General features: G+C 64.4%; 14 protein-coding genes and 1 pseudogene. 3 read left to right on the top strand and 12 right to left on the bottom strand.

Translation table 11 applies throughout. The features are described 5' to 3' along the window. Nucleotides 1–20: 20 nt before the first annotated feature. The 3 genes from L1Z78_RS13845 to L1Z78_RS13835 all read right to left on the bottom strand — a co-directional run bounded on the left by L1Z78_RS13845 (nt 21) and on the right by L1Z78_RS13835 (nt 4,723). Nucleotides 21–3,119, bottom strand: a complete 3,099-nt coding sequence (locus L1Z78_RS13845; RefSeq protein ID WP_234642167.1) for an efflux RND transporter permease subunit — start codon at nt 3,117–3,119, stop codon at nt 21–23. Continuing rightward, nucleotides 3,119–4,192, bottom strand: coding sequence for an efflux RND transporter periplasmic adaptor subunit (locus L1Z78_RS13840; RefSeq protein ID WP_234642047.1), 1,074 nt, complete (start codon nt 4,190–4,192; stop codon nt 3,119–3,121). The genes L1Z78_RS13845 and L1Z78_RS13840 overlap by 1 nt, the downstream gene beginning before the upstream one ends. Nucleotides 4,193–4,282: 90 nt before the next feature. Further along, entirely contained in the window at nt 4,283–4,723 is a 441-nt protein-coding gene (locus L1Z78_RS13835) for a hypothetical protein (protein ID WP_234642046.1), read from the bottom strand. Between the two features lie 152 nt (nt 4,724–4,875). On the opposite strand from L1Z78_RS13835, the gene L1Z78_RS13830 reads away from it, so the two are divergent. Further along, nucleotides 4,876–5,787: a bestrophin family protein gene (locus L1Z78_RS13830; protein ID WP_234642045.1), complete on the top strand. Its 912-nt coding sequence runs from the start codon at nt 4,876–4,878 to the stop codon at nt 5,785–5,787. Nucleotides 5,788–5,833: 46 nt separating this feature from the next. Then, the gene (locus tag L1Z78_RS13825) at nt 5,834–6,043 is read left to right on the top strand and encodes a DUF4287 domain-containing protein (protein ID WP_234642044.1); all 210 of its coding nucleotides are present in this window, start codon (nt 5,834–5,836) and stop codon (nt 6,041–6,043) included. Nucleotides 6,044–6,171: 128 nt separating this feature from the next. Here the strand turns inward: L1Z78_RS13825 and L1Z78_RS13820 are convergent. The 7 genes and pseudogenes from L1Z78_RS13820 to L1Z78_RS13785 form a co-directional block, all read right to left on the bottom strand. Further along, nucleotides 6,172–6,558 (bottom strand): annotated as a pseudogene (locus L1Z78_RS13820) (sugar phosphate isomerase/epimerase family protein); the annotation flags it as partial. 294 nt (nt 6,559–6,852) lie between these two features. Further along, complete coding sequence (locus L1Z78_RS13810) at nt 6,853–8,004, bottom strand: acyl-CoA dehydrogenase family protein (protein ID WP_418921701.1); 1,152 nt, start codon at nt 8,002–8,004, stop codon at nt 6,853–6,855. A 101-nt stretch (nt 8,005–8,105) separates the two neighbouring features. Then, entirely contained in the window at nt 8,106–9,434 is a 1,329-nt protein-coding gene (locus tag L1Z78_RS13805; RefSeq protein WP_234642042.1) for a c-type cytochrome, read from the bottom strand. A 17-nt stretch (nt 9,435–9,451) separates the two neighbouring features. Then, nucleotides 9,452–11,734, bottom strand: a complete 2,283-nt coding sequence (locus L1Z78_RS13800; RefSeq protein ID WP_234642041.1) for a xanthine dehydrogenase family protein molybdopterin-binding subunit — start codon at nt 11,732–11,734, stop codon at nt 9,452–9,454. After that, entirely contained in the window at nt 11,731–12,306 is a 576-nt protein-coding gene (locus tag L1Z78_RS13795) for a (2Fe-2S)-binding protein (protein ID WP_234642040.1), read from the bottom strand. Before L1Z78_RS13795 ends, L1Z78_RS13800 begins: the two co-directional genes overlap by 4 nt. Before the next feature lie 615 nt (nt 12,307–12,921). Further along, nucleotides 12,922–13,209 (bottom strand): hypothetical protein, encoded by a 288-nt coding sequence (locus L1Z78_RS13790; RefSeq protein WP_234642039.1) that lies wholly within the window; start codon nt 13,207–13,209, stop codon nt 12,922–12,924. A 52-nt stretch (nt 13,210–13,261) separates the two neighbouring features. Next, nucleotides 13,262–14,056, bottom strand: a complete 795-nt coding sequence (locus tag L1Z78_RS13785) for an EAL domain-containing protein (RefSeq protein ID WP_234642038.1) — start codon at nt 14,054–14,056, stop codon at nt 13,262–13,264. Between the two features lie 106 nt (nt 14,057–14,162). Here L1Z78_RS13785 and L1Z78_RS27955 point away from each other — a divergent pair, with 106 nt between their 5' ends. Then, nucleotides 14,163–14,933 (top strand): Hpt domain-containing protein, encoded by a 771-nt coding sequence (locus tag L1Z78_RS27955; RefSeq protein WP_267967009.1) that lies wholly within the window; start codon nt 14,163–14,165, stop codon nt 14,931–14,933. A gap of 13 nt (nt 14,934–14,946) precedes the next feature. On the opposite strand, the gene L1Z78_RS13775 is transcribed toward L1Z78_RS27955, so the two are convergent. Both L1Z78_RS13775 and L1Z78_RS13770 read right to left on the bottom strand, forming a co-directional pair. Further along, entirely contained in the window at nt 14,947–15,630 is a 684-nt protein-coding gene (locus L1Z78_RS13775; protein ID WP_234642036.1) for a response regulator, read from the bottom strand. Nucleotides 15,631–15,656: 26 nt separating this feature from the next. Further along, entirely contained in the window at nt 15,657–18,581 is a 2,925-nt protein-coding gene (locus tag L1Z78_RS13770; protein WP_234642035.1) for an ATP-binding protein, read from the bottom strand. Nucleotides 18,582–18,599 lie beyond the last annotated feature (18 nt).

Raw genomic sequence — 18,599 nt, 5'->3', positions numbered from 1 at the left:
GCATGGGGTGAAGAAGGTGCTCATGACCGGGCCTGCCTTTGGTGGCGCGCAAGCCCGAAGCGTTCGAACAGCAGGGGTAGCAGCAGCAGGGTCAGCGCCGTGGAGCTGACCAGCCCCCCGGCCACCACGATGGCCAGTGGCCGCTGGATTTCCGAGCCCGGGCCGCTGGCCAGCAGCAGCGGCACCATGCCCAGGGCGGTGATGCAGGCCGTCATCAGCACGGGCCGCAGCCGGTCGCGGACGCCCTGGCGCACGACCTGATCCAGCGGCTGGCCGGCCGCCAGCAGGTGGTTGAAGTGCGACACCAGCACCACGCCGTTGAGCACCGCGATGCCCAGCAGGGCGATGAAGCCCACCGAGGCCGGCACCGACAGGTACTCGCCTGCGGCGCCCAGCGCCGCCATGCCGCCCACGAGCGCGAACGGGACGTTGGCGATGACCAGCAACGCCTGCCTGGGCGAGCGGAAGGTCAGCACCAGCAGCACGAAGATGGCGCCCAGGGCCAGCGGCACCACGAGGGCCAGCCGCGCTGCGGCGCGCTGCTGGTTCTCGAACTGGCCGCCCCAGACGATGCGCATGTCCATGAGGCCTTCGTCGGCCGCGACGGCGGCCTGCGCATCACGCACGAAGCCGGCCAGGTCCCGGCCCTCGACGTTGACCTGCACCACGGCGAAGCGCATGCCGTTCTCATGGTCCACGCGCACCGGGCCGTCCCGCGCTGCCAGCGTGGCCAGCGAGGTCAGGGGCCAGGTATTGCCATCGGGGGCCGCCACCAGCAGTCCGGCCAGCCCTTCGGGAGACTGGCGCAAGGCCGCACCGCCGCGCAGGATCAGCGGCGTGCGAGCGACACCCTCCGGGACGATGCCGATGCGCTCGCCTTCGACCAGGGAGCGCAGTTGGGCCTGCAACGCGTCACCACTGAGCCCCGACTGGCCCAGCGCGGCGCGATTGAGCGCCACCTGCAGGTACTGCACGCCACTGTTGCCGGGCGCGATGACTTCGGACGCGCCCGGCACGTCACGCATGCGCGCGGCCACGGCATGGGCGGCGGCATCCAGGCGAGCCAGGTCGTTGCCGAAGATCTTGATGGCCACGTCCCCGCGGGTGCCCGTGAGCATTTCGGACACACGCATCTCTATGGGCTGGGTAAAGCCGTAGATCAGGCCCGGAAAGCCCTCCATGACATGGCGTATGGCGCTGGCGATGTCGTCCTTGCCCCCGCGCCACTCACTGCGCGGCCGCAGCACCAGGAAGGTATCGGTCTCGTTCAGGCCCATGGGATCCAGGCCCAGGTCGTCCGACCCCGTGCGGGCCACGATGGAGCGGATCTCGGGCACCTGCTCCAGCAGCGCACGCTGCACGCGGATGTCCATGTCCAGCGAGGCGGCCAGCGAGATGGAGGGCGCCTTTTGCAGTTGCACGATCATGTCCCCCTCGTCCATGGTGGGCATGAAGGTCTTGCCCACGGACAGGTACAGCACGCCGGCACCGGCCAGCGCCGCGCCGGCCATCCCGAACACCGTGGACCGGTGCGCCAGGCTCCAGCGCTGCATGCGCCCGAAGCCCCGCGCCACGCGCCCCATCAGCCAGGGCGTGTCGGCACCATGGGCCCGCAGCAGCAGCGAGGCCAGCGCCGGCACCACGGTGAAGGCGATGAGCACCGAGGCGCCCAGCGCCAGCACGATGGTCAACGCCACCGGGGCGAACAGTTTGCCTTCCAGCCCCTGCAACGTGAGCAGCGGCAGGAACACGATGCCGATGATGGACACGCCAGCCAGCATGGGCGTGGCAACGGCGCAGACCGCGTCCCGGATCAACACCGACCTGTCCATCCCCGTCCTGGCCTGCGAATCGCCCGGGGCGTGGCCCAGCGCGGTCTCGATGTTCTCCACCACCACCACGGCGGCGTCCACCAGCATGCCCAGGGCGATGGCCAGTCCGCCCAGGCTCATCAGGTTGGCCGTCAGGCCCACGTGGCGCATGAGCAGGAAGGTGGCCAGCATGGACAGCGGCAGCGTGGCCGCCACCACCAATGCGGCGCGCACGCCGCCCAGGAACAGGTAGAGCATGACCACGACCAGCACGCTGGCCTCCACCAGGGCACGCACCACGGTGCCGGCCGCACGCGAGACCAGTTCGCCGCGGTTGTAGAAGACCTGGGTGCGCATTCCCTTGGGCAGCCGGGGCGCCAGTTCGTCCAGCCGAGCCTGCACGGCATCGACCAGGCCGCGCGCGTCCACGCCCCGCAGACCCAGGACCAGACCCTGGACCGCCTCGCCACGCCCATCGCGGCTGACCGCGCCGTTGCGCGTGGCCTCGCCCAGGCGCACCGTGGCTACGTCGCCCACGGTGGCTGCGGCCCGACCACCCTGCGTGGGCACGACCACGATGGTGCGCAGATCATCCAGCCCGCGCACGCCCCCCTCCACGCGCACCACCCAGTGCTCCTCGCCACGGTCCAGCCGACCGGCTCCGTCGTTGCGGTTGTTGGCCTCCAGCGCCTGCCGCAGCTGGTCCAGCGTGACGCCGCGCGCGCGCAGCCGCGCCGGGTCGGGAACCACCTCGTAGCTGCGCACCGCTCCTCCCAGGGCGTTGACGTCGGCCACGCCGGCCACGGTGCGCAACGCGGGACGGATCACCCAGTCCAGCACATGGCGGCGCTCGGCCAGCGACCAGTCCTCGCCGTCCACGGTGAACATGAACATCTCGCCCAGCGGCGTGGTGATGGGGGCCAGCCCGCCTTCGGCCGTGGCGGGCAGGTCGCGCTGCAGGCCGGCCAGCCGCTCGGAGACCTGCTGGCGCGCCCAGTACACGTCCGTGCCTTCGGTGAAATCCACCGTCACGTCGCTGATGCCGTACTTGGAGACCGAGCGCACCATGGTCTTGTTCGGCAGGCCCAGCAGTTCCTGCTCGACGGGAGTGGAGACGCGCTGCTCCACCTCCTCGGGCGTCATGCCCGGCACTTTCAGGATCACCTTGACCTGGGTGGGCGAGATGTCGGGAAAGGCATCGATGGGCAGGTTCACATAGGCCCAGGCACCGGCAAGGGCCAATGCGCAGGCCGCCATCAGCACCAGCGCGCGCTGTCGCAGCGAGAAATCGATGAGGCGCCCGAGCATCATTCGCCTCCGGACAGCAGGCCCTTGAGCGCGGCGATGCCCGTCACCGCGATGCGTGCCCCGGCCGGCAGCGCGCCGCGCACCACGGCCGTGGCCTCGTCGCCGGCCTCCACGGACAACGGCGCGAAACGCACGCCCTGGCCGGTGGCCACGAACACGCCGGCGCGGCCCTGCCAGTGCGCCAGCGCCGCCGCCGGTATCCGCCGGCGCGCGCCAGCGGGATCTGCCGGCCCTGCGTCAAGGGCCAGCGTGGCGGACACGCTCTCCCCCAGGCGCAGGTCGCCCTGCCGCCGCAAGGCCACGCGCACGCGCATGCCCGCCGAGCCATCACCCACGGGCGCGATGCCCGCGACCTTCCCGGCCGCACTGCGGGCGGCGACCTCTACCGCATCCCCCACGGCGGGCAGTGGTACTTCACGGCCCAGCAGCAGGTCCAGCTCCAGCGCCTGGGGGTCGGCAACGCGCACCAGGGGTGCCGAGGCCTCCACGCGGGCGCCGGGCACGGCCAGGACCTCGGTCACCAGGCCGGCGCGGGGCGCAACCAGGTGCGCCTCGTCGCCGCTGAAGCGCAGGCCGCTGGAGGCCAGCTCGGCACGGCGGGCCAGGGCCATGGCCGCCGTCTCGGCGGCACGGGCCTGCGTGGCCTGCCAGCGGCTGGCGGCGATGATGCCGTCCTCATGCAGCGCCTGGTCGCGCGCCAGGGATTGGCGTGCCAGGCGCGCCTGGGACTCGGCTTCCTGCAGCGCGCGGCGCGCCTCGTACTGCTGAGGGCTGGTGAAGGAGACCACCGCCTGGCCGGCCTTGACGGTCTGGCCGAGGGCCACCAGCACACGCGGCACCGCACCCGCATAGGGCGCGGCCACCACGGCCTGGGCATCGGGCCGGAGCACGACGCGCGCATGGACCGCGATGTCCAGCCGCCCGGCGGGCGCAAGGGGTTCGAAGCGCACGCCCAGCGCGCGCGCCTGCTCGGCTGACAAGGCAAGGGATGCCGGTTCGGCCTGGGCCGGCGCGGCCATGCCGACGGCTGGCAGCGCGAGTGCGCCGGCCAAAAGCCATGGGGAGAAGAACATTCCTGACTCCGGGGGAAAACACGAACGCCGTCCACGCGCAGCCGTTCGCGGCGCGCGGGCGATGGCAGGCCCGGGCGACGGGCCCGGGGGTCAGGAAGCGAGAGGTGGCGCCTGGGCCGGGGATGGCCGTATCACGCGGCCCCGCCAGCGCGCACTCAGGCGCAGGGGCGGTGCAATGGGCGCAGGCCTGGGGGCGATGGAACGCATGCGCGCGGCACGCAGCCCCAGGGTGAGCAGGGCCAGACCGATGACGGCCAGCAAGGGCATGGGCAGCAGGTCCAGCGGCTGCAGCGCGTCCTGCACATCAACCTCGAAGGGCTCGACAGGCTGCTCGTCCATGTCGCCGACTGAACCATGCGCCATGAACAGATGGAAATGGGAGTCCGCCACCCGCGACGGTGCGGCATGGATGTGCAGGCCCGCCTGGTTCGGCGTGCCGAAATGGCTGTGCAGCAGCGGGATCAGCAGTTGCGCCACCATCATGAGCAGCAGCGCGCTCTTCAGGGACAGGCGACGGATGGCATGCAGCATGGTCTGATTGTAGTGCCCGGTCCCGCGCGACCCGCGCAATCCCGCACTGCAACATAGGGCGAAGCCCCATGCCCGGGCATCGCAACGCAGGGCGAACAGTTCCCGGCCCGGGACGGTTAGAGTATCGGACTGCCCATCCCGAGCGAGCCCCCATGATCATCCGGCCCCGTCCCCACTGGCTGCGCATGCTGTTCGTGCTGCGCGGCTCCGTGCTCCTCGACATCCTGCCCCAGCTGCTGGCCGCCACCGGGTTTGCCGTGGTGGTCACGGCCTTGCACGGCCAGCTGTTCGCGTGGAAGGTGCCGCTGAACTTCGTGCCGTTCTCCCTGATCGGGCTGACGCTGGCCATCTTCCTGGGGTTTCGCAACAGCACCAGCTATGCACGCTACTGGGAGGCGCGCATGCTCTGGGGCAGCGTGCTCAACGAGACGCGCTCCCTGGTGCGCCAGGCCCGGACCCTGTGCGACGCGCCCGAGCACACCCCTGCCCTGGCCATGACCCTGGCCGCCTTCGTGCACGCGCTGCGCCATCAGTTGCGCGGCACCGACGCAGGCGCCGACATGCAGCGCCTGCTGCCGCCCGGCGACTGCGAGCGCCTGGCCCCCGTGCGCTTCAAGCCGGCCGTGCTGCTGCTGATGGCTGGAGAGTGGCTGCTGGCGCGTCGGCGCGAAGGCAGCCTGGATCCCGTGCTGGTGCCCGCCATGGAGGCGCCGCTGTGCAAGCTCGGCGAAGCGCTGGGCGGTTGCGAGCGCATCGCGGGCACGCCCATCCCGTTCACCTACGCGGTCATCATCCACCGCACCATCTACCTGTACTGCGTGCTGCTGCCCTTCGGTCTGGTGGATGCCATCGGCTTCATGACGCCGGTGATCGTGGCCTTCATCGCCTACACCTTCTTCGCGCTGGAGGCCCTGGGCGCCGAGCTGGAAGAGCCCTTCGGCACCGCGCCCAACGACCTGGCGCTGGACGCCATGTCCCGGATGATCGAGGCCACGCTGCGCGAGCTGGCTGGCGAGCCGTTGCCGCCCGCCCCCCTGCAGGAGGATGTGCTGTTCCTGACCTGAGGCGGCACAATCGCCGCACCCGCATCACGGAAAGAAGGGACACGCCATGACGGAGACAGCCAAGGTCAGGGGCCCGGCCTCGTACTTCCCATCCATAGAGAAGACCTACGGCCAGCCCATCGCATACTGGATGGACTTGCTGAAAAGGCAGGACACGCGCAAGCACATGGAGCTGGTGGCCCGGCTCAAGGCCGGGCACCAGATGGGCCACGGGCATGCGAATGCCCTGGTGGCGGCCTTCCTGGCCCAGGCCTGATTCGGCCCTGTCCCGTGCCCAGCGCCCGCCGGACGGCGCCCCCCGCCTCGTCCAGCAGCCGGCGCGCTGCCGGAGCCAGCCCCAGCATGTGGATGCAGGCATGGACCATGCCCGGCAGGCGCACGGCCGCCACGGGCACGCCGTCGCCCTGCCCGCTCCAGCCACGAGGAGTAGCCACTGTAGATGCCCTGGCGGCCGCTGGGCAGGAACTCCGCATCCTTCACATGGAACATGCGGATGTGCTCGCGATAGATGTCGATGTAGTCGAGATAGCCCAGCTGCTGCAGCACGAAGTGGCTGGGATCGAACAGGATCTTGCAGCGTTCGTGGCGGCCGACCAGTTCATGGAAGCGCTCGAAGCTGGTGCCGTCGTGCAGGTCCTCGCTGGGGTGGATTTCGTAGCACAGGTTCACGCCCTGCTCGTCGCAGGCGTCCAGGATGGGGCGCCTGCGGCGCGCCAGCTCCTCGAAGGCGGTCTCGATGAGGCCGGCCGGGCGCTGCGGGAACGGGAACAGGTCAGCAATCAATTTCGCGCAGGAAAACGAGGAAGTGGCCGCCTGGCTGGCCGTGCACCGCCGCCAGCGCGCGCAGTCCATCATCGACCGCCTGCAACGCGCGATGGACGAGGGCGAGTTGCGGGAAGGCGCGGATGTGCAGGCCCTGGGCGACTTCTATGCCGGCTGCACGGCATCTCGGTGCAGGCGCGCGACGGCGTGTCGCGCCCGCGCCTGCTGGCGGCCTCCGGAACCGCCATGGGAGTGCTGGACCAGGCATTGCGCCCGGCCCGCAGGTCTTGAGCGGCCGAGCTGCTAGCCGCCGTGCTTCTTCAGCTCGCCCAGCAGCTGGGTCACGCTGGGCGTGACGATGGGGATGAAGGCCGACTCGCGCCAGCGGCGTGCAAAACCTCCCGGCGTGGTGACGCCCGGCGTGGCGACGCCCGGCGTGGCGACGCCCGGCACATCCAGGTGGTAGGCCCTGCCACCCGTGGCCTGCAGTTCCAGTTGCAGGGCCTGCTGCACGCTGTCGTGCAGCGCCAGGCGCAGCGCGAACAGGCGCTGGGGCGCCTCGGCGAATTCGCCGCCGTCCACGCCTTTCTGGATGGCCATGGCCGCGTCTTCCAGCCGCTCACGGGTCTCCGTCAGCGCCTCGCGCAGCACGTGGCCGCCCTCTCCCATGCGCCGCGCCGCCGCCGCGCAGGCCGCCCGCGCCAGGCCGATGGACAGGCCGCACTGCATGCCCAGGAAGGCGGGACGCACCTGCGGCAGGAAGCCCCCGGCCTTTTCGGCCAGCAGGTCATCGGCCGTGATGGCCACGCCAGCGAGCCGCAGCGCGGCCGTGTTCGTTCCGCGCAACGCCATCAATTCCAGGTCCGGTGAGCGCTGCAGGCCTGGCCGGTCCGAAGGCAGGGCCACGATCATGGGTGGCGCGCCGTCGTCGCGCGCCACGGCCACGGCCGCCAGGAACTGCGGCTCGCGCAGGTTGGTGCACCATGGCACGCCGCCATCGAGCAGCCAGCCGCCGCCAGGTGCGGGCATCGCGCGGATGCTCAGTGCCTCGATGCCACTGAGGAATTTCATGATGTTGGACAGCCCCGAAGCGCCTGCCGTCTCGCCGCGCAGCAGCGCCGGCAGCCAGCGCTCGCGCAGGCCGGTATTGCCGGTCGCAGCCAGCATCTGGATCAGCACGCGCTGGCCCCAGAAGGCAAACGCCGCCGCCACCGAGTGCGAGGCCACCTGGGCAATGGCTTCGATGGCATGGCTGACCGGCGTCCCTCGCCCGCCCATCGCCTGGGGCAGGCCATGCGTGAGCAGGCCGGCACGGGCCAGATAGGGCACGACGCTGGCGGCCTGGCTGGCATCGGCATCCAGCGATCCGGCGCGTTCATCCAGCCACTGGCGATCGGCCTCGGTGAGCAGGGTGGAGTCTTCAGGGACGCGGGAGGCTGGCTTCAACAGTGTCATATGGCGTATGGATTCCCAATGAAAAAAGGAACCGCCGGCCCCGGCGGTTCCTTGACATCCTAGCGCGCCATCCTGGCCGCGCAGATGACACAGGGCAAGGCTCAGTGCAACGCCTTGCCAGGCCGGGTTTCCTCGCGCAGGGCCTTGACCTTGTCGCTCAGGCCGGCCCAGGGCTGCAGGCCGTACTGGCTGCGCATGGTGTTGAGCAGCGTGGCGATCTGCTCGTCGCTCAGGTTGTGGCGGAAAGCCGGCATGGTTCCCAGCTGCGGATGCGCCGGTCGCGTGATGCCGTTGAGCACCACGTGGATGGCGTTGGTGGGCGAATCGCTGTACAGGTTGGTATTCAGCGACAGCTGGGGCCGCGCGCCAAAGCTGCTGCCCGCCAGCACGCCGCTGGGGTCCGCGCGGTGGCAGGCCATGCAGGCGCCCTGGTACAGGCGGTAGCCCTGGGCGTCCACGGGTAGCCTGGCCACTTCGGTCTTTTCCTTCACCAGGGCCTGGGCGTCGCCCGTGCCTGCTCCATCGGCCAAGGGCTTGCGATAGGACATCAGATAGGTCGCGACGGCGTTGATGTCCTCGGCCGACTGGTGCGACAGGCCCTCGATCACGGGCGCCATGGGGCCGGCGGCCACGCCGTGGCGTTCCGAGAAGCCGGTCTGCATGTAGCGCACCAGATCCTCACGCGTCCAGGGCAGCGGGGCCACGGCCTTGTCGTTGAGCGCGGGCGCATCCCAGCCATCGATGAAGGCGCCGGCCAGGTGATCGACGCCCTTCTTCTCGGCACCGAACTGATTGCGCGGCGAATGGCAGGCAGCGCAGTGGCCCAGGCCTTCCACCAGGTAGGCACCGCGCACCCACTCGCCCGACTGGTTGGCGGGCGCGGGCTGCACGCCCGGCTCCAGATACAGCGCGTTCCACAGGGCCAGGCCGCGTCGCACGTTGAACGGGAAGTTCAGCGCGGTCCTGGGGGCCTTGTTGGAGACGGCCGGTTCGCTCATCAGGTAGGCGTACAGGGCCTTCATGTCCTCATCGGTGATGCGGGTGAACGCCGTGTAGGGGAAGGCCGGGTACAGGTAGTTGCCCTCGCGGTCCACGCCGTGGCGCATGGCGCGCTCGAAGGCCTCGAACGACCAGCGGCCGATGCCGGTTTCGGCGTCGGGCGTGATGTTGGTCGAATAGATGGTGCCGAAGGGGCTGGGCATGGCCAGGCCGCCCGCATTGCGCTGGCCGCCGGGGGCGGTATGGCAGACTGCGCAGTCGCCCATGTGCGCCAGACGGCGCCCCTGGTCGATCTGCTGCGGGCTGAAGTCCTGCACCGGGATCTGCTGCTGGGGAGCGATCTCGCCGCGGCCCGTGGCCAGCCAGAAGGCGGCGCCGGCCACCACGGCCAGGCCAACCACGCCGAAGGTGATTTTCTTGATTGTTTGCATGTCCTGGTCCTTCGTTCTCAGTTGCCGGCCTTGGCCGCCTGGGCCTTGAGCGCGGCCAGCACGCGCGCCGGGGTGAACGGCACCTCGCGCAGGCGCACGCCGGTGGCATCGAACACGGCGTTGGAGACGGCGGCGGCACTGGGCACCGAGGCCGATTCGCCGGCACCCATGGGGTCTTCACCCGGGCGCTCGACCAGTTGCACATCGATCTCGGGAAGTTCGTCAAAACGCAGGATGGGGTAACCACCCCAGTCCAGCGAGGTCACGCCCTTGCCGTCGAACGTCACGTATTCCTTGAGCACGCGGCTGGTGGACTGGATGATGTTGCCGTGCACCTGGTGGCGCACGCCGGCCGGGTTGACCATCTCGCCACAGTCGTGGGACACGAAGACCTTGTCCACCTTGATCACGCCGGTCTCGCGGTCCACGGTCACGTCGCAGATCCAGGTGGCCCAGGCCGCTCCGTAGCCGGGGAACTTGCTGTGGTAGTAGCGGGCGTAGGCAAAGCCACGGCCCTTGACCAGGCGCTGGTCGGCCGGCGCGGCCTTGCGGTGGGCCGGGCCGTCCTGCCAGTTGGCGTGCTTGCGCGCGGAAAGCGACAGGGCCACGGCGCGCGGATCCTTCAGGTAGCGCAGACGGTAGGCGATGGGGTCCTCGCCGGCCAGCCAGGCGCACTCGTCGATCCAGCATTCATGGGCGAACACGTTGGGCAGGGCCGAGACGCCGCGCATCCACGAGGCGCGCACGATGGGTGCCGCATCCTGCGAGACCACGCGCATCTTCGGGTACTCGTACTGCGGAATGGCCGTGCGGTCGCCCATCTGCAGCACCTTGGCCTTGTTGGGCACCTTTCCCGTGAGGATCAGGGCCAGGGCCGCCGCGTCATTGGAGGGGTAGCAGGTCTTGAGCTCGTAGCCCAGCACCTCGTGCTTGTCGTCCAGGCCACCGCGCACGCGGATCAGCTGGCCCGTGCCCTTGGGCTCCCAGGCCGCTTCCTGCTCGCGCATCAGTTGCACTCGCACCGGACGACCCACGGCCTGCGACAGCAGCACCGCATCGGATGCCACGTCGTCGGCGCAGTTGCGTCCATAGCAGCCCGAGGCCTCCAGGCGCGTGACATTGATCTGGTCCGCCGCCATGCCGGTCAGCGTGGCGATGTCCTTGCGCACATCGTGCGGGTTCTGGGAGCCGGTCCACACCTGGATCTGGTCGCCCTTCACATCGGCCACCGCGCAGGACGGGCCGATGGAGGCGTGCAGATGGTAGGGCCAGACATAGTCTGCCTCGATCACCTTGCTGGCGCCCGAGAAGGCCTCATCGATGCCCGCATCCTCTCGCAGCATGCGGTCCGTTTTTTCGTGCCTGGCCAGCGTGCCGTGCATGGCGTCCAGCGACAGGTCGGGCACGCCGGCCCAGTCCTTCCACGTCACCTCCAGCTGGCGCATGGCCGCGATCGCCTGCTCCTCGCGCTCGGCCACCACGCCCACGAAGTCGCCCTGTACCACGACCTTGACGAGGCCCGGCAGATGGGCCACCGATTGCTCGTTGACCGACACCAGGCTGCTGCCCAGCGGCGCGGAAGCATCCGCTCCGCCGTACGGTGGGCGCACCACGCGGCCGTGCAGCATGCCGGGAACGCGCACATCGTGCACATAGGCCAGCGCGCCCAGCACCTTGGCGGGGATGTCCACCCGCTGCACGGACTTGCCGATGTAGTTGAAGCCGCTGGTGCGCAGCGGCACCTCCTTGTCCAGGGCGATGTTCAGGTCCTGGCCCTGGGCCAGTTCGCCGTAGCCGATGCGGCGGCCACCCTTGCCCACGACCACGCCCTTGGAGGTGACCAGCGCGGACACCGGCTGCTGCAGCTTTTCGGCCGCCAGGCCCAGCAGCAACTGGCGCACCTGGGCCGCAGCCTTGCGCATGGGGATGGCATCGACCTGGATGGTGTTGCTGGCAATGGTCGGGCCCTGGTTGGGTGTGCGGCCCGTATGGCCCAGGACCATGGTGATGCGTTCGAACTCCACGTCGAGTTCATCGGCCACCAGCTGGGCCAGCGAGGTGCGGATGCCCGTGCCCAGGTCCACGTGACCGTGATAGGCCGTGACGCTTCCGTCGGCACCGATGGCGATGAAGCTGCTCACGCGGTCGATGGGAGGGATGGGAAAGGCGCCGGCCACGGCCTCGGCAGGGCCGGAAGTCTCAGCCACCAGGCCCGCCGCCGCGACAGAGCTGACCATGACCATGCCGCCGAGCTTGAGCAGATTGCGACGCGTCAGTTGCAAGGGGTTGGAAGCATTCATGCCGCACCTCCCTGGGCAATCAGCACGCGCGCCCGTGCGGCCGCGCGCATGATCTCCACATGCGTGCCGCAGCGACACAGGTGGCCCGCAAGGGCCTGGGTGACCTCGTCGTCCGTCGCCGTGGGCTTGTGGTCGAACAGGGCCACCAGGGCCATGACCATGCCGTTGGTGCAGTAGCCGCACTGGGCAGCCTGCTCGTCGATGAAAGCCTGCTGAACAGGGTGCAGCCTGTGCACGGCATGCCCGGCCGACTTGCCTTCCGGCAGGCCCGGCACGCTGGCAGGCAGCGCCGCCTGCCAGTCACGCGCCACGCGGGCGTGCTCGGCCTGGGTCGCCTCCTGGGACAGCCCTTCCAGCGTGGTGACCTGCATGCCTTGCACCACGCCCACGGGCACGGAACAGGAGCGGGCCACCTTGCCGTCGATCAGCACGGCACAGGCACCGCACTCGCCCAGGCCGCAGCCGAACTTGGGACCGTTGAGCTGCATGTCGTTGCGCAGCACATAGAGCAGCGGCGTCTCCGGACTTACGCCCTGGAGCTCGACCTCTTGTTGGTTGAGTGTGAATTTCATTTTTGCAAACCTCGTGGTTGACAACAGGTGAAAACCATAGGTGTGCACTGAAAAGCAGCAGCCGGCCTGTCGTGGCAGAGGCCGAAAAAGAAAGCCCACCGCCTTCAGGGTGGGCTATTGCTCGTGGTTTTCAGCAGCAATTCACTCGGACGGCTGCCTGTTGTATGCAAACGATTCTATGCCGCTGCCTGCGACTGCGCAGGCGAACGGAAGGTTGGATCGCCCCCGCACAAACTCGGATTTTTCGTCGCTTTTTACTCACAAAACCATGTGGCTTCAATGGGAATGTCCATGCAAGCATAACGATCACCCGTTCTCGCAACGGGCTCCTTGCCTGGGGACACGCACCAGCAAGGTGCACGCAACGGACAGCCTGCCATGCACCGCTACGCATAGCCCGCTCGGAGAATCAGCAAGGCATCCACCCTCAGGCGGGCCTTGTCGCGGCCGCCACCAACCCAGCAAATCAGTCGGCTTTTATCTGCATCAAATTCCAGTGCAGACGCTTGAAAACTTCTGCGCCTCCATAGGCAAGCAGCAAGAAAAAGCATGTCAACAAGAAAATCGACCACAACCCGCCAGCAAGCACCGGCAGGCCCGGCCCTGCGTCTGGACCTAACGGGTGCCCGGTGTGATCTGTATCGTCCCCAGGCCCGAACCCATGGATTGCCGCCGCCGGGTACCCAGCCAATACACCCAAAGCCCACGCAGCCAGGCCAGGGAAAATGCCGACGCCAGGCCCAGCATGCCCCACTGCCCGGCCAGCATGCCGGCATAAAGCCAATAGGGCATGCCCACGAGGCCAAAGAGGCAGGCCCATCTTCGCAAGGCTTCCGAGCGGGATTGGGACAACCACACGGCAATGGCCACGGGGATGGAGAAGGCGATCTGGTCGAGGCTCATGGCTGCATCATACTGTACAAATAAACAGCCATCCACCAGCAGCCAGCAGTCTTCAGAAGTCAGAAAGCTGTGCTTGCCCGGCCTGATCCAGGGTGCCGAAGACATGACCCTGCATCAACTCAGCCCCCAGGGATCGGGCCAGCCGCACATCGTTGGGGGTGTCCACGCCATCCAGGATCACCCTGGCATTCAATCCCTGGGCCATGCGGACCATGCTTCTCAGGAACAATGCCGCCCTGCGATCGGAGCGAGCCTGAGCAAAGAAATGCCTGGCAATCTTCACTTCATGCATCTGGCACCTGCTCAATACATGGGGCGTGGCGCCGCCAATGCCGAAATCGGCCAGGCACAGCTTCAAGCCAGCCGCCTCGACGGATGAGATGGCATGTATGAGCTTCTCCTGCGTCCTGTCCAGGGTGAAGAGCCTGGCTCCCAACCTGAGGACCACCCGCTGCCTGGGCACCCCGCATCGCTCCAGGGTTTCCATGATCCAGGGTACGAAATCCTGCTGCTGGACCAGCCACTGGCTGACTCCGAGGGAAAAATCTCCTCCAAACTTCGAGTACCTGATGATGTCGAAGGAAATCTGCAAGATGACACGCTCAAGCAGCTCATACTCCAGGCCGCAACCCTCAATGAACTCCAGGGCGTGCGGCCTCAAGGCATCCACTTGTGCATAGGCAGATGGGCTGACCCCTGCTTCCACGCCCTTCAAGGTGCCATCCGTACAGGATATTTTCTTGACCATATCCAGAGGTACATTTTTCTCCCCAATGGCTTTGCGGACCTTTCCTCTGTAGTCTTCGACTTGGCTGACATAATCGATGAACAGGGCTTCGATCATCATGGCTTAATCGCCTTTCAATTTCGTGTTTCACTCCGTGCTCACAGACGGCCGGCAAAATCAGCCCAGGTGCCTGACGCTCCATAATGCTGCGAGACCATCGATCGCCATGAAGACAGTGATAAATCCACCAACCGTTGGCTCTCAAGGAGTAGAGCCCCTTTCCGCCCCTGCGCAGATTTTTTCGGGAACGAAGATTCTCTTCATCTCATCGTCCAATCAGCTGCATGCATTGCTTTCGCCATTTCTCCAGGGCTGGGGCCTGGATTTGCACTCCTATTCAAGCCCCAGCGAGATCAGGAGCGGACATGTCAAGAATTTTCGGTTTGCCATTTTCGCAGGACCCAGGGATTCATGGAATCCAAGGAGCGAGAATCGTGTCGCGTCTGCCTTGGACTGCATCATAGAGTGCGAAAAAAACCATGGCCTGGAACCCGAGAGAATCAATCAGCGACTCATCACCGTATCTTCGAAATCATTGCCAGGATTAGTCCAGGCTCTTCAATGGGCAATCCATTCACCCTACTCCGCTTCTCCGCCCCGGCCATCTCGTCTCCCCCTTGGAATCAGTCTGTCAGATATTCACTTGCAGCACTTGCAGGAAACCTCAGCCACGATCAGGACCGCTTTCCTAGCATCATTATCATCATCCTTGCTGATCCTCACCACATCCAGGGACCGCGAGGATATCCAGCGCGAGCTGCACAATCTTTCCGGATCGTTGAGATTCTTCCATCTCAGAGAGATGTCTTTTTACTGTTTGGCCCTGGAGGAGGGCATCACCCGCAATGGATTTGGCGCTCATGCAATGGACATTGCATATTTGCAATCGGAATTGTCGAATCTGAAAAAAATCATGCTGGCAATGGGCCAAAGCTGAAGCACGAAAGCATTCATACACCCCTTGACGAAGTCACCCAACCACACTCCAGCGCATATTTCATGAGGTCTATGTCTTTCTTGATACCAAGCTTGTGCATGGCTTTGACTTTCTGGGTGCTGATGGTCTTTTTGCTTCTATTCAATCTCGCTGCAATCTCATCGACGCGAAGCCCTGCGGCATAGAGTCTCACCACCTCGGCCTCCTTGGGACTGAGAATGACAGGAGATTTTCCCTCTATGGGGATTCCATTCGCCCCCACCCGGCCAAGGCACTCCGATATGCTTGGAGAGTAGTAAATTCCTCCCGCATACGCCGCATGAATGGCCGGCACAAGATGAAGAACAGGGTCCGCCTTGCTGACGATGCTGATCCCCGAGACCTGGGTCAGGGCCTGCAAAATTGCCGGATTGTCCAGCATCGTCAGAACAACCAGCCCCACCTGGGGAAATTTTCTCGATATATAGCTGAACAACTGCAAGCCATCTCCGTATCCACCTTTGGGCATGGAGTAATCAGAGACCAGCACATCGAAATCTTCTTCCTCCAGCCTCCTGATCAGATCGCTGGAGTTGGAAACGCTTGCATTGAGCAGGATATCCTGCTCTGACGCCAATTCATGACGGATACCGGAGATGATACCCGGGTGGTCATCCGCCAACAGTACGGATATTTCTGATTCTTCCTCGTGGTTCATGGCAGAGAATTTGATGTCCAAGACCCTTACAACTTTCCAAGGCTATCGCGCAAATCTGCCACCACGGCATCGATGCACCGCCACTCCCCTGATTCAATCAGCGATGAGATTTTCTCCAGGTAGGCCAGCTGCACGGACATGCCAGCCACTGCAAATGCTCCCTTCATCGCATGGATCTCCTGACGCATGCCACCAGTGTCTTTAAGCTCCATGCAGTTCTTCAGCAACGCCAGGGAATCCTCTGTCGTCGATATGAGCATGTCGAGATAAGCAGAAACTCCGGCACTGAGATTATCCTCGGAAGCAGAGGAAACGTTCCACTTCTTTACGATATTCCTGGCGACGAAAATTTTTATGTTTCCCAAAGAGGCTGGTTTGAAAATAATATCTGAGATTCCGAACTGCAAGCATCTGGCTTTTTCATCCTTTCCCGCATGTGCCGTGATCGCACCAACCGGAATATGCGGATACTTCTGCCTTATGTGCCGTGCCAGCAGATATCCGCTCATGCCCGGCATCTGGAGATCCGTGATGACAAGGTCGTATGTCTGTTCCGCCATCATGCGCAAGGCGATTTCTCCGCCAGGTGCTGCATCGGCCGCGCATCCCACAATCCTCAGTTGATCCACCAGCAGCATGCGATTGACCGGATGGTCGTCCACCACGAGAATCCGCGCGCAAGGGCTGTTGCCTTCCATGACAGCGACATCATCCTCCGGGCCACGGTCCTGGGGAAGCAGGGCAGGTTCTGCATGATGGGCAGGAAATGACAATTCGAATTGACTGCCAAGTCCCGGTCGGCTGGAAAACCGGATCTCTCCTCCCATCAGACGCGCCATGCGCTGGCACAGCGTCAGCCCCAACCCTGTTCCTCCGAATTGCGCAGAGATGCCCGCCCCTGCCTGCCTGAATGCATCGAAAATGAATGGATGCTGTGAGGATGGAATTCCTATGCCCGTATCCGACACAACGATCCGTACCTGGCCTGAAGACTCCGATGCATGGATCCCAATCCGGCCCTGCCTGGTGAACTTCACGGCGTTGCTCAGAAGGTTGTTCATGATCTGCTTGACGCGCTCCACATCACCCAGATAGCCACCCCGCAGCGATTCATCCGCCACCACGAAGAATTCCATGCCGGCGTCCAGCACCAGCGGCTCGTAGATGCTTGCCACATGTTGAATCGCTGCCCTGAGATCAAATCCCGCCAGCTCCACGCTCATCTGCCCCGATTCTATCTTTGAGAAATCAAGCACATCATTGAGCAGTTGCAAGAGAGACTGGGATGATGAAGATATGACATCCAACCTGGCTTTCTGAGGATCAGACAAATGGCCTCTGCTCAGTATCTCCAGATTACCGAGAATGGCATTGAGCGGGGTCCGTATTTCATGACTCATGACAGCCAGGAAATTCGACTTTTCCTTGCTTGCGTCTTCGGCGGTCTTTCTGGCCCGCTCAAGGTTTCTGTGAAGCTGCTTGTGCGCCGTGATGTCCGCGAATCCGCAAAGCAACACATTTCGGCCACGATATCTTGTCTTCACCATGACGGTTGACAACTCCGCCAAATCCCCATCGCGCTCGATGACGATCTCGCTGTTGACCTGCGCATGCCCATCCTCTCTTCTGGGGGAATTTCTTTCTGCGTTGATACGACAAAAATATCCCATCAAGGATTCCTTTTGTCCTTTGCCATGCAGAACCATGCTGTCCTTGCAAAGCTGCATCATGCCGTTCTCCAGCAGCATCTTCTGCCTCTTGATATCCAACACCCCGAGACCATAGGGAGCCATCGCCATGATGGTCCTGCTCAATTGCTCTGAATCAAATACATGCCTTGCCTTTCTGTATATTGGAACAAATATACGCTCATAGAAATAGAAAAGAAACCCCCAGAAGAAAAGAATGAAAGCAGCAGCAAGAAACAAATATACGACAGACCTACCCTTCAGATATACCGCATCCTTCCAGGAGAAAACATGAAACAGCGACATGTTTGTGTTTGATATATCGGATCTATAGTAAAATAATCCATTTTCGTATACACTTCCATACCTGCTCAATATATACTTTGCAAGCAATCCTTCCTGCCTCTTCCAGCCTTGCATGACCGCCCGGTCGGCTGTCGCACGAACCTCGGCCCCTCCCCCCAATGCAATGCCCCCTGCAGAGTCCATGATGAAGAATGATCCGCGCACATCATTCTGCTCCATCAAGCTCGCGACGTAATCTGTGGGCATATCACTGACTACTGTCAGAAAAGGCTTTTCATTCTGAAATGCCGTAGCCATGATCTGAAATGACAGGTCTCCTGTAAGAACACTCCTTTCCGGCGCAAGCCATATAGGCTGGCGTGGAGCCCCCGTTCTTCCAGCACGCCCATCGTTTTCATAGATCCTGGAGATGTTCGACTTCAATCTCTGCAAGATGGCATCTCTCTCCACATCATCAGGAACATGATCGATCAGGGCACCGATGAATTTTCCATCAGGACTGAAAACATAGGCGGATATTGCCTTCCCATGCTGCAAGAAGCTGGAATTCGCAAGATAGGCCAACTCCTCCAGAATGACCCCGTACTCATCATTCAACTGGCGGCTCTCGAATCCCTCCAGCAAAGTGACCGGGATCACGCCTCCCGCTTCCGGCTGTCTCCAGATGCCCGAGCGCGATTCATGAGCATGCCCCCAAATCAACTCTGAAGCGACGATTCCACGCATCACGATGACCTGCTTGGTTTCTATTTCAACGAGGATGCGCGTTCTCCTGTCCTGGAAGCTGGCCCTTCTTTCCTCCATGAATTCATTGAACTCTGCCAGCAGAGCCACCAAGGCCACCACGATCACAAGAAGCGTAAAAACCAGCCCTCCGCCAAGGAGCAGCGTCTTGTTGTAGCGATTGAGAAGGTAGAGATCCCTTTTTTCCCCTTCCTCAGATATGCGCGCTTCCATCTGTGTGGACTACAGCAG

The organism is Delftia tsuruhatensis (genome assembly GCF_903815225.1).
GTDB classification, from domain to species: domain Bacteria; phylum Pseudomonadota; class Gammaproteobacteria; order Burkholderiales; family Burkholderiaceae_C; genus Comamonas; species Comamonas tsuruhatensis_A.
This window is presented reverse-complemented; position numbering and strand designations above follow the sequence as displayed.